Raw genomic sequence first — 24613 nt, 5'->3', positions numbered from 1 at the left:
ACAAATCCGAGCAGTACCAGCCTTGGACACTGATGAGATTACAAAAATGTCTTCTCTTCAGTCTCCTCTCAATGCCTACGAAGTTAGCTGACGGGCTAGGGCTGAGAGATGCCCCTCTCTTTTCATTTGTGAATTCAAAGCTCAAATCCACTAATTAATGGATATAGAGATACGCCCCACAATTTGGTTCCTCCGCTCCAGCGTTACACACTGTGATGCGCTAGATTAGGCTGACTTACTCTAATTTTGCACAATATAACATGATTTATCAGTAAAAATATCTGTCCTTTGATTTAAATTGTTGATTTAACTACCCATATTGCATAAATATTCTAAGTATTGGGTAATCGTTAAAATTTATATAGAAAGTTATTCTCTTTAGTTAATATCAATACACCAGGGGAGACAACAGGTAGAATAATCAAACTTCTAAGTATTTTAGTATTTGGCTATTGACTAAATATTAATGATAAATATTATACATTCTTCTTCAGCAGTAGTAGCAAGCCATCAAGCAAGCACAGCATTTATAGAGAAATTAGAACAACAAAAATCTATACCTTTCGGTAGTTGCAGCTTTTTCTAATTTTTTTAATCAAACTTTACTCTTGCTAAGGTAATTGCATATAGAATTTTAGTCATCTGTCTATTTACATAATTTAAAATAATGGATTTTAGTCAAGTACTGGCTGAAAAAACTGGCATTATCCTCCAGAAATGGGTATCAGAGGTTCGTAAAGATAAGCATATTGAAAGCGCTGATGAGTTATCTTACACAGCAATAAAAAATCATCTTCCTCAGGTGATCAAAGCAATGGTAACAGTACTTTCAACATCTCAAGGGAATGATGTTAAATCGATAGTTGTTGCTAGTTGGCAGCATGGAATTCTTAGGGCTGAACAAGGTTTTGATCCAGCAGAAATTGCACGGGAATATCATCTGCTAAGAACAATCATATTTGAGACTATAGAAACATATTTATTGCAGGGAACCCCGGCAGCGATCATTCGTGTTATGCGTTTAATTGACACTGTAATCGATGAAGCGATCGCTCGGTGTTTTAACAGTTATTTTGAAGAACGCTTGCGAGAACTACAACAGTTATACAATTCCCTAACACTTCATAATAACGAACTAAATCGCTTAGTTAATAGCAATCAAGATTATTTTACTCAACTAGCACACGAACTGAAAAGTCCTTTGGCTTCAATTATTGGTTACTCAGATCTATTTTTACGCCAACAACGTCAGCAGAATGGAAAAAATGACACCCAAGTAAATCTAGAACATATTGAGCGTGTGCTACGCAATGGCAGACATTTACTTCGTTTGATCAACGATATACTAGAACTTTCACGTTATGAAGCAGGCAAAATACAACCCGAACCAGAATTTACTAATGTGTGCGAATTAATCAACAATGTGTTTGAAATGTTGGAGCCTTTAGCTAAGGAAAAAAACTTACCTATTGTAGTTAATTGCGAATCCGCTCTTCAGCAAGTATTTATAGATGCAATAAAATTACAACAAATTGTTACAAATCTTGTGAGTAATGCAATTCGCTATACAGAGTCCGGAGATATTAATATAACGTGTCAGGTATTGGACGATCAACACTGGGCGATCGCAGTTACTGATACAGGAATTGGCATAGCGCCAGAAAATCAAACCCAGATATTTGAACCCTATTTTCGCGTGAGTTATGTTAATAAGTCCTACGTTCCCGGAAGTACGGGGTTAGGGTTGGCAATAGTTATTCGCTTAGTAAAACTACTGCAAGGTAAAATTAATTTAATTTCTGAAATTGGTGTTGGTTCCACTTTTTCTGTGACTTTTCCCTTGCAGTTGAAGATGTTAGAGAGTTGATTTTGCGCCAAGGTACAAAAGATAATTTTGCATCTTTGCACTAATCAAAAATCATTTTCATCACAAACTATGTTTTTTTAATTTAGCCAGTGCATCTTCAGCCGCAGCTTTTTCAGCATCTTTCTTGTTGCGTCCCTTACCTTCTCCGTACTCTTTTTTATCCACAAAAACTTTGGCTAAGAACTCTGGCGCATGAGATAAACCACCTATTTGAAATGTCTCATATACAGGGGGATTTGGAGTAACGTTGCGTTGTACCCATTCTTGAAAGCGATTTTTTGAGTCTACACTAGAGCGAATCACAACAATTTGCTCAGGTACAGAATCAAATAGCGGTTCGACAATTGCGCGCACTGCTTCAATATTGGAATCGTTATCTAAATAGTAAGCGCCAAGAACTGCTTCAAAGGTACTACTAAGTAAATTGGGATTTTGGTAACCTCCATCTCGAATAGCACCTTTTCCTAAACGCATTCTAAAATCTAAACCTACCTCAATAGCGAACTTTGCTAATTGCTTCTCATCTACCAGCGCTGAACGCCGTCGTGTTAATTCATCTTCTCCCTTTTCTGGATGGCGACGATAGAGATACTCACCACTTAAATAATTTAGTAAAGCATCACCAAGAAACTCTAAACGTTCATTGTGTTCACCTTCTCCTGGGTTTTCATGAACATAAGAACGGTGGGTAAGAGCTTGTCGTAAAAGTTTTTCATTACGAAATAGCAAAAGTTTGTGTATGTCAGTTAATTTTTCTTTAATACGGGCTTCTTCTGCTTTTTCTGGGGAAAGCATTTGCAAAACTTCTTGCTTTTGTTTTTCCACAATATCTGCTTCTGCTGATGCTGAAACAACTTTGAGCAGTCGAGCAATACTATCGAGAGCGCGATATGTGTCATCTGTAGAAAAGCGGGATTGATGCGCCCATTTATTACGTACTTCAAGGAGTTCACTAATGAGAGCGCGTTCGCTATTACTCAAGTTTTTCCTAAAGGCTTGATCCCACTGCTTGAGCATTATTTTTAGTACAGCAGAAACATCCTCATATAGAATTTCTTCTGGTTTACGTCTTAAACTTTGGTCATCTGATAAGTAAGATTTAGCTACTGCTAGCCAGCCCACACCATGTACTGACTGCATTTTCTGCTCTAAATAAGGATATAAGCCTTGGCATAAAAGAATTAAAGCTCTGTTAACTCGTTCGTGGTTGCTAATAGCCATTTAGGTATTTTAGTTGACATCTTTATCAATCGTTATTTTATTCATTTACTACAAACATGTCACAAAAAAGTCAGCATTTATGATAAAAAAATTATGACGTACTTTCAGCGATCGCACTATACAGAATACCTAAAATTTTCTTAATATCTTTAATATAATACTCACTCAAATCAATGGAAATTATGTTACCTTCTAGCTTGAGAAATTGCCAGATAGTACCAATAGTAACAGCACCATATATAGCTTTGATTTGATTTTGATTTTTCTCATTAAACAACTGAGCAGCTACCATTTCAGCAATACACTGCGCTAAACCAAACCTTAAGTTTTCATTCTTGCTTTCTACGAGAACAACTACCGGACTGCGTACTAGTAACTGTTCGGAAGACAGGCTCAAGATAAAATCACAAAAACCATTTAGCCCTCGTTGGCTATCAACAGTAAAATCTACTCCAGAAAACAAGCTGATTTCATAATTAAATTTGCGTCTAATTTCTAATAAAATTGGGCTAATGATCATTTCGCTCCGAGCTTTCTCAGAACTGATAGCTACGGCTAAATCAACATTTTCTTTAAGAAGAGTAGATAACAAATCACTACATTCTTGTTCCTGCACACTCGAAAACATTCCAGATGACTCATGGATAATTAAACCAAAGTTATCAATTATCTCAGCCAGTTTAAAATCACTATAAGCCATAAAATATTAATAATTTAATTTTGGCGGGAATATCTTACTTAAATCAACAGTTAAATCAGGTAAGCCCGGTAAAGATACTGTTTGATCGGGTAAAATAATCCGTTTATTTGCATAACCAGATTTTCCTAAAAAATCCTGATAGGGTTCGCTGTAACATTCCAAATGATTATCAAATAAATTGAATATCCAATAATGAAAAATTCCAGCTTTAGCATAAAGGGGAATTTTCACAACTTGGTCATAATCTAAGAGGATGTTTGAAAAGTCCTGCTGTCGGTAGCAAAACGTTTGTAGATCCCCCTAAATCCCCCTTAAAAAGGGGGACTTTGAGTCCAGTTTCCCCCCTTGAAAAGGGGGGTAGGGGGGATCTAAATGTGCTTAAAAACACTACAAACCACTTTTCAAACAACCTCTAAAGAAGAATCTGAAACCTCTATGACCAATAACACATCAGTAGGTGCAGGGTGAGCGGATAGATAATCATCAGCTCGGTTTTGGAGAATAGCAAAATCTGGTTCAGGTTCGCTGTTAGGAGGTAACGTAACTGGGGCTTGAGATTGCAAAGTTGCCCTATCTCCTACAAGTTTTGGGAGTTCTTTCCATAACCTTCGCAAACAAGTTTCATGTGGTCTACCCTTCGATACCATTTCGATGATTTCTCCGTCGATCAATTCAATATGGTCATCTTCATCGAAAAAACCCAATTCTATGAGTCTGTGGTATTCATCTAAAGTGAAGCGTTTAGCCTGAGCAATACTCATACAGTTGCTCCTCTGGGAAAAGTTGTCATAACACTTATTCTAAATGTGCCAGAACCTTGATATGCTAAGAGCCGAGACTAGCTATATTGCCAAACCATGCCTGCGCCTACTATCACCCCTAAAATCACTTCCTTTCCCCTGACAGCCGTAGTTGGGCAAGAAGCGATTAAATTAGCTTTACTCTTAGCAGCAGTCGATCCGGGATTGGGTGGAGTGGCGATCGCAGGTCGTCGCGGTACGGCAAAATCTGTAATGGCGCGTGCAATCCACGCCCTACTACCACCCATTGAAGTGGTTCAAGGCTCGATCAGCAACTGCGACCCCAGTCAACCCCAAGATTGGGATGACCAACTTTTAGCAGAATACGCAGATAAAGACATTCAAGATGTCCCTACCGAAATCATCCCTGCGCCTTTTGTGCAAATTCCTTTGGGAGTAACAGAAGACCGACTCCTAGGTTCTGTTGATGTAGAACAGTCTGTTAAGCAAGGAGACACAATATTTCAGCCTGGGTTACTCGCCACAGCAAACCGAGGCGTCTTGTATGTAGATGAAATTAACTTACTAGACGACCAAATCAGCAATCAACTACTGACAGTATTATCGGAAGGACGTAACCAAATTGAACGGGAAGGCATAAGTTTTCAGCATCAGTGCAAATCGCTGTTTATTGCCACCTACAACCCAGAAGAAGGTTCACTGCGAGAGCATTTGCTAGATAGAATTGCGATCGCACTCTCAGCAGATGGAGTACTGGGCTTAGATCAAAGAGTACAAGCAGTAGAACAAGCGATCGCGTATTCCCAGTCTCCCCAAGAGTTTCTCCAGCAATATAACGAAGACTTAGACGCTCTCAAAACTCAAATTATTCTGGCACGGGAATGGTTAAAAGACGTAATCATTACACACGAACAAATTGCCTATTTAGTAGATGAGGCAATTCGAGGGGGAGTCCAAGGACATCGTGCTGAGTTATTTGCTGTCAGAGTTGCCAAAGCTGCTGCTGCTTTGGAAGGACGCAACACCGTCAATGCGGAAGACTTGCGCCGTGCTGTGGAATTGGTGATCGTACCACGGGCGACAATTGTGCAGACACCACCACCCGAACAAGCACCGCCACCTCCTCCTCCTCCGCCACCAGAAACTCAGGACGAATCAGAACAAGAGCAAGAGGAACAAGAGGAACAGGAACAAGAGGAACAAGAACAACAAGAACCACCTAGCATCCCCGAAGAATTTATCTTCGATCCGGAAGGGGTGTTACTTGATTCTAGTGTGCTTTATTTTGCCCAAATGGCTAAACGCCAAGGAAAGTCTGGCAGCCGTAGCATCATCTTCTCGGAAGACCGGGGACGCTATATTAAGCCGATGTTACCTAAAGGAAAGGTAAGACGAATCGCCGTAGATGCCACCCTCAGAGCAGCGGCTCCGTATCAAAAAGCACGCAGACAAAGAAACCCCGATCGCAAAGTTATAGTTGAACAAGGAGACATTCGCGCCAAGCGTTTAGTACGCAAAGCTGGAGCGTTGATAGTATTTGTGGTAGATGCTTCAGGCTCTATGGCCCTCAATCGAATGCAGTCAGCTAAAGGTGCAGTGATGCAACTTTTGACAGAAGCATATCAAAACCGTGACCAAGTGGCGTTGATTCCCTTCCGGGGAGAACAAGCAGAGGTATTATTACCCCCAACCCGTTCCATTGCTTTAGCGCGTAACCGTTTGGAAAGGCTGCCTTGTGGTGGCGGTTCGCCATTAGCGCATGGTTTAACCCAAGCTGTGCGCGTGGGTATAAATGCTCAAATGAGTGGAGATATTGGGCAAGTTGTGGTTGTAGCGATTACCGATGGGCGGGGTAATATTCCCTTAGCGCGTTCTTTAGGTGAACAGCTAGAACCAGGAGAAAAACCAGATATCAAAGCCGAATTGTTAGAAATTGCTGCTAGAATTCGCGCTTTGGGGATGCAACTATTAGTAATTGATACGGAGAGTAAATTTGTTTCCACTGGCTTTGCTAAAGAATTAGCACAAACAGCCGGAGGTAAGTATTATCATTTACCAAAAGCGACCGATAAAGCTATTGCTGCCATGACTAAAGGTGCGATCGCTGATTTAAAATTTAGGTAATTAGTTAAGGTCAAGAGTCAAGGGTCAAGAGTCAACAGTTAATAAAAATTTAGACTATAGACTTTTGAATAATGACTATGACCCAGTTACTACAGCTTGTGGTTGCAAATAGCAAATTAGATCTTGAATTCCCTTTTGCAGATATCGCGTTACTGTCATAGGACTGGTGCCAATATTTTTAGCAGCATCTTTGCGCGAAAGTTCTTTCAAAAATACTAACTCAACAGCCATACGTGGCTTTTCTTCCAATAAACTTATTGCCCCTTGGAGTTGTTGCCGTTCTTCTTCTTGTTGCTGAAGAGCACTAGAACGAGGACAAGGAAGGGCTTCACCTAAAGTTATTTGGCAATCAACATAGTGAACGGCAGTAGCATCTAAACTTAAAGGCATACGGTTTTGCGCAGCTAACTTTGTTTCTTGCCATTCGTGCACAGATACCTGAAGCTGCTTAGCAATTTCTGAATCTTTAGGAGGGCGACCCAAAGCAATTGCTAATTCTTTGCGAACCTTTTGCCCTTCATTATATAGTTCTTGCCAACGCCGGGGAATTTTTAATAAAGTACTGCGATCGCGCAAAAAATGCAGCATCTCACCACGAATATATGGTACAGCAAAGGAACTAAACGCATATCCTTGGCTGGGATCAAAGCGCTCAATTGCCCTAATTAAACCAAAATAACCAATTTGTTCTAAATCTTCATATGGTTCATTACATTGATGGCTGAATTTATGAGCCATCTTCCGCACTAAGCCAGTATGTAGCTGTACAAGTTGATTACGCAGTTTAATAGAGGGATTCTGGTGGTATAAGTGTAATAACTCTATACCATCTATTCGCACAGAGGACTCACTTGCTGCCATATAAAAATTCCTTTGTGGTAACTCCTTTTTCTGAAAAATGGAGTTGCGTATATTGTCATCAAAGCTGTCATTATTTTCCTTAGACTACGCTCAATAAACCATCGTCGTTATACTGAACTTATCAGCTTCTCTAGTCTATGATTCAGTATTTATACGCATGATTTTTTATTTATATCTGTTGCTGATTAATTTTGTTTTCTATAAAACAATTGGCATGGCTAATTGTCTTGAGTTGGTGCAATAAAACTCAACTATTAATGCTGAAAAATATATAAATTGCTCAATGTGCACCACCCATGTGGCACAAAATTAAGATAAGTTTTGTATTAATTTTGAAACTAATTTTGTACTATAATCTCTGAATTTGACTTGCAAATCTTTGCGATTACAGTAAGATTAACCAGCATTTGCAGATATTGTCGAAGCTTAAAAAAGTTAGCTAGTATGAGACTTTTTGCTATTCTAGGTTGAGCAATGAAGTTTTTCTACTTTAGATTTCCTACCATCTTTCTGATTTGGCAATCACACTGACAAAGATGATTTCTCCAGTTTGACTTACTGGTTACTAGCCATGAATTTTAGTAAAAATAGAAGTATACAGGAAATTTATCAGCAAAACACGTTTTAAAGATGAGCAACACCAGTAATTTCCGTGACGCTATTCGTGAGGCTAAAACTCAAGCCCTCGTTGGTCCAAATGTAATTGCCAATGCCCTTCCCTATGTCGGTGGCGGTCTTGTACTCACAGCACTGGGAACCTACGGTGGTCTTGGAGTTATCCGTACCAACCCCGGATTGTTCTTCCCTACCTTCATTGGTGCAGTCATCGTAGAGTTAATTCTGTTCTTTGTTGCCCAAAATGTTGCTGAAAAAGGCAACAAGGGACTGGCACTTCCCCTACTGGCTACCTACAGCCTCTTATCTGGATATACTCTCAGTGGCTTAGTGTTTCTCGCCTTGAGAACTCAAGGTGTTGGCATTCAAGGTATTGGTTTGGCTGCCCTTGGTTGTGGTGTTACCTTTATTGTCGCCCGTCAAATTGGTTCAAATCTTTCTGAACAAGACGGGATGGCTTTGACAAAAACCATCTCTCTCGGCATTATTGCCTTGGTAGTTGTCTGTCTTACTCAATTTGTATTTGCCTTGTTCGGTGTTTATACACCAACCTGGCTAGAAATCGCCATTTCTGGTTTGGGAGTATTTCTGTTTGCAGGGGCATCTGTGGTTGATTTCTACATCTTGCCACGTACTTATCGCAACGATCAGTATTTGCCTGCCGCTTTGTCTATGTACCTCACCTACATCAACCTGTTCATTTTTATTTTGCGGTTGTTAATTGCCCTCAATGGCCGTGATTAAGCGCCTGTAGTTACTGGAAAAAAGTAAAGTTTTATAAATTATCACCGTGGTTTAACCTCAGCAACCACGGTTTTTTTATTGGATGAGATATCGACTTGTGTAATACAATATGTAGTAAGTTGTCAGCCGAAAATGAGCAAAACTATGCTGGAACTCTCCAAAATCAAACGCGAAATAGAAAGGTTATGGAATATCCTGGGCAAAGCTGAGCATTGTCTTTGACCTGGGAGAAATAATTACAAGAATTCAAAAATTAGAAACAATAATTTCTCAACCTACTTTTTGTAAAACTAGCTTTAGTGCTCATCAAATACCTCAAGAGATTGAATCTCTCAATGCAAAAAAGCGACAATATCAGCGATCGCATTCACTTATAGGAGATATCAAAGCGGCTTTAGAACTGTTGGAGTTCTCACCTGATGAGCAATTATTACATGAGGTGCAAACTAACCTCATCCAGCTTCAACAAGAAGTCAAAACAATAGAAATACAACAGTTACTAGTTGACTCCTATAACCAAAAGAGCGCATTTCTTACTATTACTGCTGGGATTGGCGGAATAGATGCGGAAGATTGGGCTTCTATTTTATTGCGAATGTACCATCGTTGGGCAAATAGCCACAATTACCGAGTAAATCTAGCGGAAGAATCTCACGGTGATGTAGCTGGAATTAACTCTGCCACGCTAGAAATTACAGGTCTTTACGCCTACGGCTGCCTAAAATCAGAACAAGGAAGCCATGTAAAAATAGTCAGGATTCCTCCTCAAAATGGTAATGGTAAAAGACTCACTTGCTTTGCAAATGTAGAAGTTAGCCCCATTTTAGATGAATCTTTTGAGTTAGAAATTCCAGAGAAGGATTTAGATATAACTAAATGTTGGCATCGTAGAAATTTGAACCGCCCGGAAACGTGGGTAAAAGTATTTCATATTCCTACTGGAATTACTATCTTTTGTAACCAAGAACGTAATCAACTGCAAAACCAAGAGCAAGCCTTAGCTATTCTTAAAAGTAAGCTATGGGCTTTCATGCAAGCTCAAGGTGTTCAAGATGTTGCCGGGATTCAATTTGGCAAAATAAAATCTCTATTCAAAAAGCCAATCCGTGAATATATCTTGCACCCTTATACCAGGGTCAATGATTTGCATACCCAAGTGGAAACAACATCTGTGACTGAGGTTTTGAATGGTGACATTGATATTTTTATCAAAGCCTATTTGCAACAGCAATATCAACCCTTAGAGTAAGCAAATATACTTTTGTTTGGGTGCATCCCAGTTTTTATTTCGCAGCCAGGAAAAATTATCTGTCATTGCGAGGAGGAACGACGAAGCAATCGCATAGACGCGTTCTTAGTTAGTGATTCTGCGATTGCTTCGCTTTACTTCGTTTCGCTCGCAATGACGGTAATTAAAAAAGTGGGATGCTCCCCTTTTGTTTCTTGCTTGGTAGTATAGTCGGTTAGTCCCAGTAATTTTAGCAACTTATATTACTGAAACGAGAGAACTTGCTCAACTACGGCTAAAATCAAAAAGGCAAATAGAATGAAGGGCAAGTTCCTCACAATTGGAAGCGCTCTATCTTTAGCAAGCACTATGGATGTTTTAGAACTCAAACGCGAAATCGAAACGTTGTCTTACCGCCTGGGTAAAACCCAGGACTATCTTTGACGTACCTGCACTCACTGCCAAAATTCAAGACCTGGAACAAATATCAGCCCAGCCAGAATTTTGGAATGACCAAACCAACGCCCAAGAAACGCTACAAGAACTCAACGACCTTAAAGCCCACATCCAGCAGTATCATCAGTGGCAAGCTAGTCTGGAAGATACCAAGGCAGTTGTTGAGTTATTGGAGTTAGAAACTGACGAAGCGTTGTTGGACGAAGCGGAATCTACCATTACCAAGCTGAATAGCGAACTCGATCAGTGGGAGTTACAACAATTACTTTCCGGCCCCTACGACGAGAAAGGGGCAGTACTGACAATTAACGCTGGCGCTGGTGGTACAGATGCGCAAGACTGGGCATTTATGCTGATGCGGATGTACACCCGTTGGGCAGAAGCCCACGGTTACAAAGTAACTTTAGCTGAAGAATCAGAAGGTGATGAAGCCGGAATCAAATCAGCTACTTTGGAAATTACTGGTCGCTATGCCTATGGTTATTTGCGATCGGAAACTGGTACACATCGCTTAGTACGGATTTCACCATTCAACGCCAACGGTAAACGCCAAACCAGTTTTGCTGGGGTGGAAGTTATGCCACAAATAGATAGTTCTGTACAACTAGACATTCCGGAAAAGGATTTAGAAATTACTACATCCCGTGCTGGTGGTAAAGGTGGACAGAACGTCAACAAAGTAGAAACAGCAGTACGAGTTGTTCACCTTCCCACTGGTCTAGCTGTGCGTTGTACAGAAGAGCGATCGCAGCTGCAAAATAAAGAAAAAGCTCTCACTCGTCTGAAAGCAAAGCTGCTGATTATTGCGCGAGAACAACGTGCCCAAGAAATTGCCGAAATTCGTGGCGATATGGTGGAAGCTTCTTGGGGTAACCAAATTCGTAACTATGTGTTTCACCCATACCAGATGGTTAAAGATTTGCGTACCAATACAGAAACGACTGCCATTACCGATGTGATGAACGGCGACCTTGACGCGTTTATCCAAGCTTATCTGCGGCAAGAAAACCAATTAGTAGAAAGTACTCCTGCTTAATTGGGAGCTAAAAACCGAGGACAGGGGATACAGGGGAGACGAGAGAAAGATACTCAGGACAAATGACTCTTGACCCTTGTCCCTTGACCAATAACAAATCCCCAATCTGAAAATTGACAGTTTTACGCTAGGTTAACTGTTACATTTATATATAAAAGAGTTTGTTATCAAATCATCATGAGCAACTCTCCTTCAACGGAACCTCAACCTAGCTACGTAAAACTCGCTATGCGCAATATGGTGCGCAAAGGTGGTACTTCCCTAAAGCATTTTGTGCTAACCGCTATAGGACTTTTAGTTGTGTTCGTAGGTCTTGCCTACCTAACTCGCTGATTGTAAACCCACACCTCGAGTTCCTAGGAGACTTTGTAGCTAGTGCAAGTTGAACTAGATGTACAAGATTGCTTTTATGAATCGTCCCCAGAAAAAACTGAAAATTTTGGGGCTACTAATTGTCGGATCTCCGGTGAAACTTGGGAACACTGGTTTGATTGCTGGTTAGAAATACTTCACCCATATCTTCCGTCAGCACCAGGTTACGAAATCGGACTGCGGTTGACAGACGATGTAGAAATTCAGTCGTTGAATGCCCAGTATCGTCACCAGGACAAACCGACAGATGTTTTAGCCTTTGCTGCCTTAGAGGTAGACTGCCCTCAAAGTGAGGAAATGTTTGCCTCTATGCCTTTGTACTTAGGGGATATTGTAGTATCTGTAGATACTGCACAGCGTCAAGCCCAACAGCAGGAGCATAGTTTGCAAACCGAACTGGCCTGGCTAGTGGCTCACGGTTTATTGCACTTATTGGGCTGGGATCATCCTGATGAAGCAAGTTTGGTAAGAATGTTAAAACAGCAAGTAATATTGCTGAGAGGAATAGGTATTGCTCTTGACATAGAGTAACCACTATTATTTATCTCTGTTCTCCAAGAACTTTTCGATAAAATTGCCTAAAACTTAATTACGCCATTAAAATCGGCGAATATTCCAACTTTACCTACTTCAACTCTATGATCTTTAAGCCTATGTCCCAACAAGTTTCTTCTCCACCAACTTCAAACCGCTTACCAACACTTGTGACTAAAGAACGGGAACTCTCCTGGCAAGTCGCCACTAATTTATTGATTAGTTTTAAGTATGCCTGGGCTGGAATTAGCTATAGTTTTCAAACCCAACGCAATTTTCGCATTCATGTAGCTGTCTGCGCTGTGGCGATCGCCTCCAGCATTGTTCTACATTTATCATCTGTGGAAATAGCAGTAATTGGTATTACTAGCGGTTTAGTCTTGGCTTTAGAGTTACTGAATACAGCCCTTGAGTCACTAGTCGATTTAACAGTAAAGCAGACATATCATGAGTTGGCGAAAATTGCCAAAGACTGTGCTGCTGGTGCTGTACTCATTTCAGCTTTGGTAGCTGTTCTAGTAGCGGGTATGCTCATACTTCCGCCTTTGGCAACTTTAATTATGTCAGCTTTCTAGGTGTGACCTTTTCATTTGATAATTGATGACGTTTACAGCAATTCAAATCTGGTGACAATTAAACAAAATAATATAAGTAGCATGGCCAGGAGTTATCAGCTGTGATTATAGTCATCGATAATTACGATAGTTTTACTTATAATTTAGTGCAATATCTAGGAGAACTTGCGGCAGAGTTCCCCGTAGCAAAAGATATTAGGGTTTTTCGTAACGATAAAATATCTGTGGATGAGATTCGCGCTTTAAATCCTGAGCTTGTAGTTATTTCTCCTGGGCCAGGTCGTCCTGATGACGCCGGAATCAGCCTAGATTTAATTGAACAGCTAGGTTCTAATTTGCCAATTTTGGGTGTCTGTTTAGGACATCAAAGCATTGGTCAGGTATTCGGTGGTAAAATCGTTTCTGCTCCTGAATTGATGCATGGCAAAACTTCTCAGGTATCTCATACCGGGGTCGGAGTTTTCCGGGGGTTAGAAAATCCTCTAACTGCAACCAGATATCACAGTCTGGTTATTGACCGTGAGACTTGCCCCGATGTGTTAGAAATAACTGCTTGGGTGGAGGATGGTACTATTATGGGAGTACGACATAGGAACTATCCACACATTCAAGGCGTCCAGTTTCATCCAGAGAGTGTCTTGACATCCTCAGGCAAGCAATTGCTACGAAACTTTCTGGAACAATTACAGTCGAGAGAGTAATTAATGAAACGACGACAGTTGATGGGCTATGCTGGGGCGGGTTTGGCAACAGCTTTTCTAACAAACTTAGGTTCTGCACTTCAAGCTGACGCGCAATCTAGCGGTTTATCAGTTCAGTGGTTGGGTCATACTTGCTTTCTGTTGACGGGTAGCGGTGTGAAAATTCTCGTCAATCCATTTCGCACCGTTGGCTGTACAGCTGGGTATCGTTCCCCGAAAGTCGCAGCAGATTTAGTCATGATTAGCAGTCAACTGCTAGATGAAGGTGCAGTAGACGGACTTCCTGGAAAACCAAAACTCATTTACGAACCTGGAGTGTATGAGTTCCAAGGCATTAAGTTCCAGGGAATTGCTGTAGATCACGATCGCAAAGGTGGTAAGCAGTTTGGTGTCAATACTGCTTGGAGTTGGAAGCAAGGCGGAATTAATATCCTGCACTTAGGAGGAGCTGCTGCACCCATCTCCGTTGAGCAAAAAATCCTTATGGGGCGTCCCGATGTAGCATTTATTCCTGTGGGGGGCAGTTCCAAAGCTTATAATGCCCAGGAAGCCAAGCAAGCGGTTGAAATTTTAAATCCCAAGCTGGTGATTCCTACTCATTACCGTACACAGGCAGCAGATGCTTCTAAGTGCGAAATTTCACCAGTGGATAACTTTCTGAACTTGATGCAGGGGATAACAGTACGTCGTAGTAATAGCGATACTATTAGTATTAGCCCTGGTAATCTACCAGAAAATAGCGTAATTCAGACTTTGAGTTATAAGTTTTAATGCTAAGTGTTGGTCTAAGAATCAGATAGCCAAAATTAGTTATGGTTGGGTGACCGTATGGCTCAACCCAACCAATAAATTGAGCATTTTGGCTCTACAACTCCAGCAAAAACCCCTATCGAATACAATTCACCATGTCGTTCTGAGCAGAGGTATTGATGTTACGGTAGAGTTACCTCGATCCTCTGTTGTGTTCCAGACTCAGAATGAAACTTTCTGTTTAAAAGCCACTGAGTAGAAGCAGAAAAAGAGTATGGCTCAACTCTACTCAATTTGGCTTTGGCAGCCAGAGCCTAGCTAGTCTTTGTGCGATCGCGAATCAACCAACTATATTCTAGAAAGTCATCCACTTTTTCAGAGGCAGACCATCTGGGCCTAGGATTGGATTACCATCTTCTCCTACTTGTACTGGGGAAAGCTTATCTGTGTCTGCAACAGGAGTTCTAGTTACTGTCGTACCATCTGCATTTGTTGTCCAAATTTCGTCTGCTCCTGTTGAGTAATCGCGCCAGTAGATATCGGTTCTACCATCATTATTGAAATCGCCAAATGTTGCTTGCGCGGTTGTTGAACTGGGTGCGAGGAAAGTTTCAGTAACAATGGTTCCACTATCCATTAGCCATGTGGTGTTTTCACCAGTGGCCTGATTGTGCCAGAAAATATCAGTCTTACCATCGCCATTGAAATCAGCAATGCTAGATGTCCAGTTTCCGTCTAGCGTTGTTAGAGATCCCTCGGTGAAGAAAACGTTATTTGGGATGAGAGAATTTGTTAGCCAAACTTTGTTCTCACCTGTTGTCGTGTTCCGCCATAAGAAGTCAGAACGCAGATCACCGTTAAAATCGCCAACGGTAAAAGTCCAGCTGGGATCTTGTGATTGGAGAGAACTCGCATTGGCTTGCGTACCATTCATGAACCAAGCGACGTTTTCACCAGTGGTGCTGCGCCAGAAAACATCAGTTATGCCATTACCGTCGAAATCGACCATAGTAGGAGTCCAGCTTGGATCAACAGAGTCAAGCATGGTTCCGCTTTTAATTACTTGGCCTGGGTTGCTACCATCCACCAGCCAAACGGCGTTTTGCCCTGTTTGATTGTTACGCCAGAAGATATCAGTTTTGCGATCGCCATCGAAATCACCAATCAGCGGTGTCCAGGATGAGTCTAGGGAATCTAGCGGAACCAGATTTGCAACGTTTGTACCATCCATTAACACAATGGTATTAGCACCTGTTACCTGATTGCGTAACAAGAAGTCAGTCTTATTATCACCATTAAAATCGCCAATTTTATAAACCGTTGAAGCTAGATCAATTTGACCTAAAGAACCCTTAGCAGCAACGGTTGTGCCATCCATCAACCAAACCTGAGTTTCACCAGTTTGAGCATCAACCCAGATTTTATCTGTTTTGCCATCGCCGTTGAAATCAGGCACAATCGCTGCACTAGTTAAGTAAGGATTGGGATTGGGATTTGCTCCTCCAAATAGAGATTTTGTGGATACAGAATTTGGTGTTTCGCTTATTGGTAATTGCGAAGAACTGCTCTGACTAGTAAAAGAATTAGTTTGTTCATCAAAAGGTGATGCCAATATATTTGATTTTTGGTAAGGTGCTGATGACAAACTTGTATCCAAAGATGATTTCTCAGGCATGATGTGTTTTTATGACTGGTTGTGATCAAAGTTTTAACTTCTTTGGTTAATAAAATTCTGTTCTTAAATAACATTTGTTTAGCGTTAAATCTTTTTTAATCTCTTTTGAATAAATGTCAGGATTCATCAATATTTATTTGAGCTTATGTAATGGATTTAATTTTATTTTTAAGTTCATGATAAACAATAAAATAAATATTTTTGTTCATGTTATGCTTTAGAGATATAGCTCCCAGTTAAGATAAATACAGCCTAAAAAACCTTGCAATGTCATATTTAGCAGTTTTTGATTAAAAATAATTAACCCCATAGGCGCAGATAAAACAGACTAAGTAATGCAATTATTTATGAGGGATATATAAGAGTTGATTTCTAGAAATATTAGGCAACTTGGGTTAAATAACTAATTGAAAATATTCAACTAAAATATTATATAATTGTCAGCTTATTTATTCAAAAATTATCAAATGATAACTTTTGGTTCTAGTAAAACCATAACTGCTAGTAAAATCAAAAATTATTGCCTAAAATAACATAAATTACTAACACTTATAAAAGATGTGATATATGCAATCTGTAGTGTTTAAAGGTTAAGATATCACCATAATTGGAGATGTCTAGTAGCTATGCAAGCAGAATATCAGAAGCGTCGTCAGCAGTTGATGTCAAAACTTGGCAATGGAACTGCAATTTTTCGGAGTGCGCCAATGGCAGTGATGCACAACGATGTCGAGTACAATTATCGCCAAGACAGTGATTTCTTCTATCTGACTGGTTTTAACGAACCGCAAGCGGTAGCTGTGTTAGCACCCCATCACCCAGAACACCAGTTTGTGTTGTTTGTGCAACCCAAGGATCGGGAAAAGGAAGTTTGGACTGGCTATCGCTGTGGGGTAGATGCAGCCAAAGAAGTATATGGTGCTGATGAAGCTTACCCCATTAGCGAACTCGATGATAAATTACCACAATATTTGGAAAAAGCCGATCGCATTTACTATCATTTAGGACGCGATCGCACTTTTAATGACAAAATCCTTAACCATTATCAAAGCCTGCTACGGACTTATCCCAAGCGGGGTACAGGGCCAATTGCAATTGAAGATACAGGCCCAATTCTTAGCAGCATGAGATTGGTAAAAAGCCAAGCTGAGTTGGAATTGATGCGTCAAGCAGCCGCGATCGCCACTGAAGCACACAATTATGCACTAAAAGTTACCACACCTGGACGTTATGAGTATGAAATCCAAGCAGAAATAGAACACATTTTCCGACTGCGGGGTGCGATGGGGCCAGCCTATCCTTCAATTGTGGCTTCTGGTGTGAATGCCTGCGTATTGCACTACATTGAGAATGATCGCCAAATGCAGGATGGAGAATTACTGCTGATTGATGCTGGTTGTGCCTATGGTTATTACAACTCAGATATTACCCGGACATTTCCTGTGGGTGGTAAATTTACGCCAGAACAAAAAATATTGTATGAAATTGTTTTAGAAGCCCAGAAACAAGCGATCGCTCAAGTACAGCCTGGTAATCCCTTCAACTTAGTCCACGATACAGCAGTGCGCGTCCTCACAGAAGGCTTAGTAGAAGTTGGTATTCTCAAAGGCGAAGTGGATAAATTAATTGAAGAAGAAAAATATAAGCCATACTATATGCACCGCACCAGCCATTGGTTAGGCTTGGATGTTCATGATGTCGGTGTTTACCAGCACGGTGAAAACCCGCAGATTTTACAGCCAGGACAAATACTCACAGTAGAACCCGGACTTTATATTGTGCCAGATACCAAACTCGCAGAAGACCAACCCCAAACCGAGCCGCGTTGGGTGGGGATTGGGATTCGCATCGAAGATGATGTGTTAGTAACCAGCACCGGACATGAAGTATTAACGGCTGGAGTTCCTAAAGAAGTGGATGAAGTCGAAAGATAACTGTTAATATTCATCAGCCTCTCAATAAAATTTCCGCCCACTGTCTATCATCCTCAGACAGTGGCGGTTGCGGTGGCTTGGTGTAATCAATTGCTAAGTAATAGCGCCCTTTTTCATAAACCCGATCGAGCAAAGGTTGTAAATTGAGAATTGGCTCTGCTTCACCAGTCATAAGTGGAATTGGGAAGGGGGGAATAAGCTGTCGCAAGCTAAACGCATACAATTCCCCATTCGGTTGGCGATCGCCTCGACAAATTAGAATCCGATAATCTCCTAAGTTTTGGCTCGTAATCGGAAAAGGTTTACCACCCCGCAGCAGATCGATCTCAACTAGATGAGTAGCACTAGCTAATACCTGATTGCGTTTGCGTTCGTAAGCCATGCGTCCCTCACCAGAACGCTTATTTTTGGGAGACAAAAGCTCAATGACGGTAACGACTGTACCAGTAGCAACTTCTCGAATTTCCAGATAGCGTTCGTTCACTTCTTCGGAAATTGGAATTGTTACTTTCTGCGGTTGAACTGGTAATGACACAGTAGCAATGGATGATGTCGGTTCTGCCGTTTTACCTGTTACCACTGCGACATTGGGAATACCAACTAAAACGCTCTCTTCATCACTACTGAAGTAAGTCCGCTTTTCAATTTCAACTCGATATTTCTCACTTAGATGATCCACCAAGTCATCCGCGATCGCTACAATTAATCGATTATGCACAGCTGACCAAAGTTCTGGATTTTCGAGATAGGGCTTCATTCCCGGAAAAGGCGATCGCATAAGAGTAAGAGTAATTGACTGATAAAAGTTGCTGCCCAGATCCCCGACTTTTTCAAAAAGTCGGGGATCTAAATCTCGCTAAAGTAAGTGACATTCGCCCCTATACTTTGTTATTACCATAGCTCTACTCTACCGCTTCTTCACTTTTCCTCCGGTTCCAGCAATTCAATTAGGAAAATTAACTCAATCGCAATGGCTGAAACAGCTATGTGCTAAATTATTTTTTCCGGCTTGGTTTAACATCTTTCTCTGGTACTAAAGTTTTGACTAACTCAGTTATCGCCATAATTACAGTTGCAACTCCTGCTATATATAGAGAACTTAAAATTGCTGTTGCGAGGATGATTTCTGTAGGACTGTAACCGTCGCGCATCCAAGCAGAAGGTTTTTCCATTATTGGGGAAGATGTAGTAATTAACTGTGCAGTTTGGGTAGATGGCTGAGAGTTGGTAGAAGTTTTTAAAGAAGTATTCATCGCGTGAATCTCCGCTTGATTGACTGTTTTTATGGTATTTCTGCCCTTAAAGCCGGAGATTCCTGACAAATAGAGATGAAGTAGAAGCAAGGTATAAGATAAGTAGAATCAAGTAGAATTTTTCAGGCTGTTTATGCAATGGGATGAGTTTTTAAGACAAGAAGCTGCTACTCATGAGTTATCCCCAGAGCAAACAGCAGCCTTTTTAGTCAGGTTACAGGCTGAAAACTCAGGTAAAAGTGAAGCGAAACTAGCAAACGACATTAATATTAGTGCAGCTGCTTTTAAAAAGCGGATGACTGAGGTGTATGACAAGTTTGCTCACAGTTGTCCTGAGTTAGCTAGCTCTAAACGTGGAAAGCTAGAAACATTAAAGGCTTACCTAACAGCAAAATATAACGGTAACGATATTCCCAGTACTCAAACACCAAAAGAAATTCATCATAATATTCCCTTGAGTGGCGTAGTGAAGTTTGTCGGACGAGAAACGGAATTGGAAAAACTCCATCAGCTGTTGCAGAAGAATCAACAGGTAGCAATTGTAGCTATTTCGGGGATGGGTGGAGTCGGGAAAACAGAATTAGCTTTGCAATATGCTAATTCCCACCGCGTCACTTATCAAGATTGGGTGTAGCTGCTGCTTTTGAGTTAAGTTGGCGACGTTTGCGAGAAAATGCCCAACATTTAGGATGTCTTCTGAGTTTATTTGCTCTAGCTCCGATTCCTTGGGAGTTGGTGGAGGGTATAACAATAAATAATGAGGCTCAAGATTGGAAAAAAGCTAGACGAGACTTGTTACAGTTACATCTACTCCAGCCGAAAGGTAAGGGAATTTATCAACTGCATCCCCTGCTGCGGGAGTTTTTCCAAGGTAAGCTTACAGGTTTAGAACAGGCAGAGGATTTTAAGCGATCGTTTTGTAGAGTAATGGTAGCAGTTGCTAAAAATATGCCTGACGCTCCCACACTTCAGCAAATTCAGGATGTCGCCCCCGCAATACCTCATTTAGCTGAAGTTGCGAACAATCTCATTAAATATATCAGTGATAAAGATTTAATCTTGCCTTTTTGTAGTTTAGGTCGATTCTATGAATGTCAAGGACTTTATGAGCAAGCAGAAACTTGGCGCAAGCAGTGTCTAGATTTTGCTCAAAACTATTTTGGCTTAGAGCATCCTCAAGTTGCCATTAGCATCAACAATATGGCATTACTCTACGACGAGCAAGGTAGGTATGATGAAGCCGAACTCCTTTACTATCAAGCTTTGGAAATTTACCAAAACTTACAAGAAGAAGATGATCATTATACTATTGCAACTATACTTAACAACCTGGCATTACTATACAATGAACAAGACAGATACACTGATGCTGAATTCCTCTTTAAACAAGCTTTGGAAAAATTGCAACGCTTGCCAGGAAAAGAACATTATCAAGCGCTTTGTCTCATAAATTTAGGACTACTCTACAAATATCAAAAAAATTACAAAAAAGCTGAAAATCTATATTACCAGGCTTTAAAAGTAATGCAAGGCCTATGGGGAGAAGAGCATCCTGATATTGCTCTATGCTTAAACAATCTGGCGTGTCTTTACGATTGCCAAGGAAATTACAAAGAAGCCAAACTCCTTCATGACCAAACTTTAGCAATGAGGCAACGCCTGCTAGGAGACGAGCATCTTGATGCTGCTGATAGCCTCAACAATCTGGGATTACACTACTATTCTCAAGGTCAGTACAAAGAAGCCGAACCTCTTTTTCTCAAAGCTTTGCAAATTCGGGAGTATCGGTTAGGTTTAAGTCATCCTGATACTGTTGATACTATTGAAAATTTAGCAGATTTACGCGATCGCCTCAACTCATAACAGTAAAATTCATGTTCCCAACCTCATCAATCAAGCTTTTATCTCGAAGTTTCGTCTTCTGAACTCGAAGTTTCATGTTCTGAACTCAAAGTTTCGTGTTCCAAACGAGAATGTTGCTGTTTCAAACATGAATGTTCTTGTTCTAAAGGAGAATGTTCGTCTTCCAAGTGAGAACGTTCCTGTTCCAAACGAGAATGTTCCTATTCTGAGGTGGAATGATGGTGTTCTGAAGGCGATCACTCCTGTTCAGAGTGTAAAATCAAGTGCGATCGGTTGTGAGGGTTGAGAGATGAGTGTGAGAGCGATCGCTTCTGTTGAGAGACGATGTTATAAAAAGCTATATGACCAGGGTTTATCTAGACACCAGTGTTTATAATCGTCCATTTGACGATCAAACACAGCCAAAAATCTTTCTGGAAACACAAGCAATTATCTTAATTTTACAAATGGTAGAAGGAAGATTAATAGAATTAGTCAGTTCTTCAGTTCTAGAATATGAAAATAGCCGTAACCCTTTTATTGTCAATCAGCAATCAATGAAGCGATACTTATAAATAGCTACCTTGAGAGTATTAGTAGATGAAAATCTTAGAATAAGAGCAGAACAACTAGAACAACAGGGCATTAAACCTATTGATGCACTTCATGTAGCGTGTGCTGAAGCTTCTAGAAGTGACTATTTTATAACTTGTGATAGAAGATTAATCAACCGATGTCAGAATTTATCACTCAAAGTCATCAATCCAAGCAACTTTATTATTGAGGGAGAAAATGACAATTAAAGTTATTAATGAACAAGAGAATTTACAGGAAGTAATGCAGGTTTTACTCAACCATTTAGAACCATCAAAGGTAATGAAATTTTGGGCAACCTGTAAAATCAGTGAAGGTGAATATTTGCAACTTAAAGAAAAATTGTTTGCTCAAGAAACCGTTGCTATTTTATATACCAAAATCAAAGAATATCAAGATAAAAATAGTAAAGAATTTCCAGAATCAAAGCTATAGTCATAAAATCACAGATAAATCAGATGGAGTAGGTGTAGCCCATCGTACCCTACGGGGAAGCAAGCTAAACGTTCGTCTCTCATAGAAGACATTGCTCGTGTCCGAGTGTAAAATGCTATGCGTAGACGCAAAGCCGCTTGTCGTTAGACATCGCTTACAAGCGTCATTGTGCAAAGTGCAATTAGCTTGCTATGGAGGAGGCGATCGCATAATAGTCAGCTTATGTACTTCAGAGATTTATTCCTATACTAGCGATTATCGCAACAGGACTATTTTTGTAATCAAGCACAGTGTATTTTTACTTATATGTAAGACCTACCTTTTGCTCTTGACTAAACTTTTTCTAAAAGGATATTCTTGCTACAAAATTCTTTGTTATCAAGCTAGAGAAAAATTTCTTTGTGATTGTCTAAAATAGCTTTTATAGTTAGGTTTGGGGCTACTAAACGCCTTTAAAAACTAAAACTCGCGCTTATGATTGTGTGAGTTTTTGGAAACCTGATGTGACAGACATTCACCGCCAGCAAAAAAGAATAATTAGTGGAGTTGCGATCGCCTTTTCAGTAACAGCTTGTAGCATTACCCCAGCGGGCATTTCCTCACAATTGAAGACTAATCAGCTAACAAGTAAACTTCACGCTATACAAGTTCCACAACAAACTTTAACCAGCCAAGTTAATACCCAATCGCAGTCATCAGCTAAAGTAGAAAACCTAACTTTTAGCATCCCAGTGACATTTGAAGGAAAAACTGTCGATCGCGTACAACCGAGCAATAACGAGAAAGTAATTGCCCTGAGCATTGATGATGGACCTTGGCCGAATACTACATTAAAAATGCTGGAAATTCTCCAGCAAAATGATGTGAAAGCAACATTTTTTTTGGTGGGACAAGCTTTACAAGCGAATCCCACAATTGCCAAGCAAGTTGTAGCCCAAGGACACGCGATCGGTAATCATACTTGGCATCATTGGTATCGACGCATGGATGAAGCCACAGCGAAAAGTGAAATTGAGCGTACAAACGAACTTATCTACAAAACTACCGGAGTCAAAACTACTCTGTTTCGTCCTCCAGGTGGCGTGTTAAATAACGGATTAGCTGCTTACGCTAAAAGCCAAAAATATGCTGTAGTCATGTGGTCGCAGACTTCTGCCGATACCGATCCACGTGCTAAATCTGAGGTATTCGTCAAGAATGTTTTAAGAGATGCAAAACCAGGTTCTATTGTATTAATGCATGATGGCGGAGGCGATCGCCAAAGAACTGTACAAGCTTTGCCAGAAATTATTAGCGGACTCAAACAACAAGGCTATCGATTTGTGACAGTTCCCGAACTACTAGAAATGCAGAAATAATGGGTAAGCAACAAGCCTAACCCATTACTCTGATTATTCACTCATGGCGGAGGCGCAGGCTTGCGCTTCCTGCCAAATTTTATGAACAAAGAACTCAGTGCGATCGCTCATTGTCGTGACGAACACACCCATCGCTTCCTCTGAACCATCAGACAGCCAAGAACCCCGGAGGGTGACTTCCAGATATTCAGCATCACAGGTAGACAGTTCCATAATTTCACTGTCATCTCGTTTTACCTCAGCCTTGAGCTTTTCTACTCCTGGTAAATCAACAGGAAGCAAAAAGGAAGCAGTGCTGGGTTCAACACAAAGAGATTGACCGACTCGCAGTGCCAAAATTACGCGCTGTGCTACCCATTCCTCCAGCGATAGACTCAGGCACTCTAAGTAAAAGCTCCTTTCGGTGTAAGTTAATTTCAGCATTCCTTCTGCTCTCCTGTTATTCCAGGTTTGCTTGCATATTGATCCAGAACTGCTCGGCAAAAGTAATCGCCGGATGCGCTGGTGCTTTTGGTTTGGTACGCAGTTGCATACCAGCCTCAAAAGGGGTGCGATTCCCTTTATGGGAGTTACATTTTTCACAAGCTATGACTACGTTATTCCATGTGTGAGGACCGCCTTGCGATCGCGGAATCACATGATCTAGTGTTAGAGATTTTTTACTACCGCAATATTGACAACTGTGATGGTCTCGCCGCAACACTTCTCGCCGATTCACTGGCGGAACTTTCCACGTCCGTTCACCAGAAGCAATTTTTAAACGAATGTGTTTTGGTACTTCAAGTATCAAGCTGGGAGAGTGGATTTTCCACCCGGCTTCTGTAGCTAAACTTAATGGTTCAGCTTTGTTTGTTACTAACAGTACAATTGCCCGCTTGATATTAACCCGACACAGTGGCAAGTAATTTTGAGAAAATACCACTACGGATTGCTCTAACACTTGCATGACGCTCGTCACAGCTTGACTCCTTATTAAA

General features: G+C 40.7%; 26 protein-coding genes, 3 pseudogenes and 1 riboswitch. Of the genes and pseudogenes, 17 read left to right on the top strand and 12 right to left on the bottom strand.

Going from position 1 to position 24613, the window contains the following annotated elements:
- Positions 1-57: 57 nt before the first annotated feature.
- A riboswitch (cyclic di-AMP (ydaO/yuaA leader) is annotated at positions 58-242 on the bottom strand.
- A gap of 425 nt (positions 243-667) precedes the next feature.
- Positions 668-1867, top strand: coding sequence for a HAMP domain-containing sensor histidine kinase (locus tag BV372_RS24370; RefSeq protein ID WP_086689071.1), 1200 nt, complete (start codon positions 668-670; stop codon positions 1865-1867).
- 60 nt (positions 1868-1927) lie between these two features.
- On the opposite strand, the gene rnc is transcribed toward BV372_RS24370, so the two are convergent.
- The 5 genes and pseudogenes from rnc to BV372_RS24350 all read right to left on the bottom strand — a co-directional run.
- Positions 1928-2608 carry a ribonuclease III gene (gene rnc, locus BV372_RS37870; protein ID WP_086689086.1) on the bottom strand — a complete coding sequence of 227 codons (681 nt, stop codon included), beginning with the start codon at positions 2606-2608 and terminating at the stop codon, positions 1928-1930.
- 117 nt (positions 2609-2725) lie between these two features.
- A pseudogene (locus tag BV372_RS37865) lies at positions 2726-3088 on the bottom strand (Swt1 family HEPN domain-containing protein); the annotation flags it as partial.
- A gap of 91 nt (positions 3089-3179) precedes the next feature.
- The gene (locus BV372_RS24360; protein WP_086689070.1) at positions 3180-3788 is read right to left on the bottom strand and encodes a hypothetical protein; all 609 of its coding nucleotides are present in this window, start codon (positions 3786-3788) and stop codon (positions 3180-3182) included.
- A gap of 6 nt (positions 3789-3794) precedes the next feature.
- Positions 3795-4034, bottom strand: a pseudogene (locus BV372_RS24355) (Uma2 family endonuclease); the annotation flags it as partial.
- A 167-nt stretch (positions 4035-4201) separates the two neighbouring features.
- Positions 4202-4549: pseudogene (locus BV372_RS24350) on the bottom strand (Uma2 family endonuclease); the annotation flags it as partial.
- Between the two features lie 96 nt (positions 4550-4645).
- Between BV372_RS24350 and bchD the strand changes: the two are divergent.
- A complete protein-coding gene (bchD, locus tag BV372_RS24345) occupies positions 4646-6673 on the top strand; it encodes a magnesium chelatase ATPase subunit D (RefSeq protein ID WP_086689068.1) in 2028 nt (675 codons plus the stop codon).
- 75 nt (positions 6674-6748) lie between these two features.
- Here the strand turns inward: bchD and BV372_RS24340 are convergent, their stop codons facing one another.
- A complete protein-coding gene (locus tag BV372_RS24340; protein ID WP_086689067.1) occupies positions 6749-7534 on the bottom strand; it encodes an RNA polymerase sigma factor SigF in 786 nt (261 codons plus the stop codon).
- A gap of 630 nt (positions 7535-8164) precedes the next feature.
- Here BV372_RS24340 and BV372_RS24335 point away from each other — a divergent pair.
- The 8 genes from BV372_RS24335 (at position 8165) to BV372_RS24300 (ending at position 14566) form a co-directional block, all read left to right on the top strand.
- The gene (locus tag BV372_RS24335; RefSeq protein ID WP_086689066.1) at positions 8165-8893 is read left to right on the top strand and encodes a Bax inhibitor-1 family protein; all 729 of its coding nucleotides are present in this window, start codon (positions 8165-8167) and stop codon (positions 8891-8893) included.
- Between the two features lie 147 nt (positions 8894-9040).
- Positions 9041-10142, top strand: a protein-coding gene (locus BV372_RS24330; protein WP_143845261.1) for a PCRF domain-containing protein whose coding sequence is annotated in 2 segments (ribosomal slippage) — positions 9041-9112 and positions 9114-10142 — 1101 coding nt in all. Because the reading frame shifts where the segments join, the coding sequence is not laid out codon by codon here.
- A gap of 348 nt (positions 10143-10490) precedes the next feature.
- Positions 10491-11613 (top strand): peptide chain release factor 2 gene (prfB, locus tag BV372_RS24325; protein ID WP_143845259.1). Its coding sequence is split into 2 segments (ribosomal slippage): positions 10491-10562 and positions 10564-11613, totalling 1122 coding nucleotides; the frame shifts between segments, so codons are not numbered across the junction.
- Positions 11614-11790: 177 nt separating this feature from the next.
- Positions 11791-11946: a DUF3285 domain-containing protein gene (locus tag BV372_RS24320; protein WP_086689063.1), complete on the top strand. Its 156-nt coding sequence runs from the start codon at positions 11791-11793 to the stop codon at positions 11944-11946.
- A 42-nt stretch (positions 11947-11988) separates the two neighbouring features.
- Positions 11989-12516, top strand: a complete 528-nt coding sequence (gene ybeY / locus BV372_RS24315) for an rRNA maturation RNase YbeY (RefSeq protein WP_086689062.1) — start codon at positions 11989-11991, stop codon at positions 12514-12516.
- Between the two features lie 122 nt (positions 12517-12638).
- Positions 12639-13094: a diacylglycerol kinase family protein gene (locus BV372_RS24310; protein ID WP_086689061.1), complete on the top strand. Its 456-nt coding sequence runs from the start codon at positions 12639-12641 to the stop codon at positions 13092-13094.
- A gap of 101 nt (positions 13095-13195) precedes the next feature.
- Positions 13196-13795, top strand: coding sequence for an aminodeoxychorismate/anthranilate synthase component II (locus tag BV372_RS24305; RefSeq protein ID WP_086689060.1), 600 nt, complete (start codon positions 13196-13198; stop codon positions 13793-13795).
- A gap of 3 nt (positions 13796-13798) precedes the next feature.
- Positions 13799-14566: an MBL fold metallo-hydrolase gene (locus tag BV372_RS24300; protein WP_086689059.1), complete on the top strand. Its 768-nt coding sequence runs from the start codon at positions 13799-13801 to the stop codon at positions 14564-14566.
- Between the two features lie 334 nt (positions 14567-14900).
- On the opposite strand, the gene BV372_RS24295 is transcribed toward BV372_RS24300, so the two are convergent.
- A complete protein-coding gene (locus BV372_RS24295; RefSeq protein WP_086689058.1) occupies positions 14901-16220 on the bottom strand; it encodes a VCBS repeat-containing protein in 1320 nt (439 codons plus the stop codon).
- A 626-nt stretch (positions 16221-16846) separates the two neighbouring features.
- On the opposite strand from BV372_RS24295, the gene pepP reads away from it, so the two are divergent.
- Entirely contained in the window at positions 16847-18154 is a 1308-nt protein-coding gene (pepP, locus tag BV372_RS24290) for a Xaa-Pro aminopeptidase (RefSeq protein ID WP_086689057.1), read from the top strand.
- Between the two features lie 13 nt (positions 18155-18167).
- Here pepP and BV372_RS24285 read toward each other — a convergent pair whose 3' ends face one another.
- Both BV372_RS24285 and BV372_RS24280 read right to left on the bottom strand, forming a co-directional pair.
- Complete coding sequence (locus tag BV372_RS24285) at positions 18168-18932, bottom strand: DUF4058 family protein (protein WP_086689056.1); 765 nt, start codon at positions 18930-18932, stop codon at positions 18168-18170.
- A gap of 217 nt (positions 18933-19149) precedes the next feature.
- On the bottom strand, positions 19150-19407 hold the full coding sequence (locus BV372_RS24280) for a hypothetical protein (protein WP_086689055.1): 258 nt from the start codon (positions 19405-19407) through the stop codon (positions 19150-19152).
- A 133-nt stretch (positions 19408-19540) separates the two neighbouring features.
- On the opposite strand from BV372_RS24280, the gene BV372_RS36630 reads away from it, so the two are divergent.
- Positions 19541-20041, top strand: coding sequence for an NB-ARC domain-containing protein (locus tag BV372_RS36630; protein ID WP_179198217.1), 501 nt, complete (start codon positions 19541-19543; stop codon positions 20039-20041).
- Positions 20032-21270 (top strand): tetratricopeptide repeat protein, encoded by a 1239-nt coding sequence (locus tag BV372_RS24275; protein ID WP_179198216.1) that lies wholly within the window; start codon positions 20032-20034, stop codon positions 21268-21270. Before BV372_RS36630 ends, BV372_RS24275 begins: the two co-directional genes overlap by 10 nt.
- A 38-nt stretch (positions 21271-21308) precedes the next feature.
- Here BV372_RS24275 and BV372_RS36625 read toward each other — a convergent pair whose 3' ends face one another.
- Entirely contained in the window at positions 21309-21458 is a 150-nt protein-coding gene (locus tag BV372_RS36625; protein WP_179198215.1) for a hypothetical protein, read from the bottom strand.
- Positions 21459-21611: 153 nt separating this feature from the next.
- On the opposite strand from BV372_RS36625, the gene BV372_RS37860 reads away from it, so the two are divergent.
- From BV372_RS37860 to BV372_RS24255, 4 genes are all read left to right on the top strand, one after another.
- Complete coding sequence (locus BV372_RS37860; RefSeq protein WP_256973432.1) at positions 21612-21824, top strand: hypothetical protein; 213 nt, start codon at positions 21612-21614, stop codon at positions 21822-21824.
- A gap of 9 nt (positions 21825-21833) precedes the next feature.
- Entirely contained in the window at positions 21834-22052 is a 219-nt protein-coding gene (locus tag BV372_RS37855) for a PIN domain-containing protein (RefSeq protein ID WP_256973431.1), read from the top strand.
- The gene (locus BV372_RS24260) at positions 22042-22278 is read left to right on the top strand and encodes a hypothetical protein (RefSeq protein WP_086689053.1); all 237 of its coding nucleotides are present in this window, start codon (positions 22042-22044) and stop codon (positions 22276-22278) included. Before BV372_RS37855 ends, BV372_RS24260 begins: the two co-directional genes overlap by 11 nt.
- Positions 22279-22760: 482 nt before the next feature.
- A complete protein-coding gene (locus tag BV372_RS24255) occupies positions 22761-23636 on the top strand; it encodes a polysaccharide deacetylase family protein (protein WP_086689052.1) in 876 nt (291 codons plus the stop codon).
- A gap of 33 nt (positions 23637-23669) precedes the next feature.
- Here BV372_RS24255 and BV372_RS24250 read toward each other — a convergent pair whose 3' ends face one another.
- Together BV372_RS24250 and BV372_RS24245 are read right to left on the bottom strand one after the other, a co-directional pair.
- The gene (locus BV372_RS24250) at positions 23670-24059 is read right to left on the bottom strand and encodes an alr0857 family protein (RefSeq protein WP_086689051.1); all 390 of its coding nucleotides are present in this window, start codon (positions 24057-24059) and stop codon (positions 23670-23672) included.
- A gap of 16 nt (positions 24060-24075) precedes the next feature.
- The gene (locus BV372_RS24245) at positions 24076-24594 is read right to left on the bottom strand and encodes an HNH endonuclease (RefSeq protein ID WP_086689050.1); all 519 of its coding nucleotides are present in this window, start codon (positions 24592-24594) and stop codon (positions 24076-24078) included.
- Between the last annotated feature and the right edge of the window lie 19 nt (positions 24595-24613).

The sequence above is a fragment of the Nostoc sp. T09 genome (genome assembly GCF_002154695.1).
Classification (GTDB): Bacteria; Cyanobacteriota; Cyanobacteriia; order Cyanobacteriales; family Nostocaceae; genus Aulosira.
The sequence above is the reverse complement of the archived record's forward strand: the minus strand, read 5'-3'. Positions and strand labels throughout refer to the sequence as shown.

Bases quoted from the DNA above. Each gene is read 5' to 3' on its own strand.
- BV372_RS24300 (WP_086689059.1), top strand. From the start codon at position 13,799: ATGAAACGACGACAGTTGATGGGCTATGCTGGGGCGGGTTTGGCAACA.
- BV372_RS24340 (WP_086689067.1), bottom strand. From the start codon at position 7,534: ATGGCAGCAAGTGAGTCCTCTGTGCGAATAGATGGTATAGAGTTATTA.
- BV372_RS24310 (WP_086689061.1), top strand. From the start codon at position 12,639: ATGTCCCAACAAGTTTCTTCTCCACCAACTTCAAACCGCTTACCAACA.
- BV372_RS24335 (WP_086689066.1), top strand. From the start codon at position 8,165: ATGAGCAACACCAGTAATTTCCGTGACGCTATTCGTGAGGCTAAAACT.
- BV372_RS24285 (WP_086689056.1), bottom strand. From the start codon at position 18,932: ATGCGATCGCCTTTTCCGGGAATGAAGCCCTATCTCGAAAATCCAGAA.
- BV372_RS24370 (WP_086689071.1), top strand. From the start codon at position 668: ATGGATTTTAGTCAAGTACTGGCTGAAAAAACTGGCATTATCCTCCAG.
- pepP (WP_086689057.1), top strand. From the start codon at position 16,847: ATGCAAGCAGAATATCAGAAGCGTCGTCAGCAGTTGATGTCAAAACTT.
- BV372_RS37860 (WP_256973432.1), top strand. From the start codon at position 21,612: ATGACCAGGGTTTATCTAGACACCAGTGTTTATAATCGTCCATTTGAC.
- BV372_RS24280 (WP_086689055.1), bottom strand. From the start codon at position 19,407: ATGAATACTTCTTTAAAAACTTCTACCAACTCTCAGCCATCTACCCAA.
- BV372_RS36630 (WP_179198217.1), top strand. From the start codon at position 19,541: ATGCAATGGGATGAGTTTTTAAGACAAGAAGCTGCTACTCATGAGTTA.
- BV372_RS24320 (WP_086689063.1), top strand. From the start codon at position 11,791: ATGAGCAACTCTCCTTCAACGGAACCTCAACCTAGCTACGTAAAACTC.
- BV372_RS24260 (WP_086689053.1), top strand. From the start codon at position 22,042: ATGACAATTAAAGTTATTAATGAACAAGAGAATTTACAGGAAGTAATG.
- BV372_RS24295 (WP_086689058.1), bottom strand. From the start codon at position 16,220: ATGCCTGAGAAATCATCTTTGGATACAAGTTTGTCATCAGCACCTTAC.
- BV372_RS24360 (WP_086689070.1), bottom strand. From the start codon at position 3,788: ATGGCTTATAGTGATTTTAAACTGGCTGAGATAATTGATAACTTTGGT.
- bchD (WP_086689068.1), top strand. From the start codon at position 4,646: ATGCCTGCGCCTACTATCACCCCTAAAATCACTTCCTTTCCCCTGACA.
- BV372_RS24250 (WP_086689051.1), bottom strand. From the start codon at position 24,059: ATGCTGAAATTAACTTACACCGAAAGGAGCTTTTACTTAGAGTGCCTG.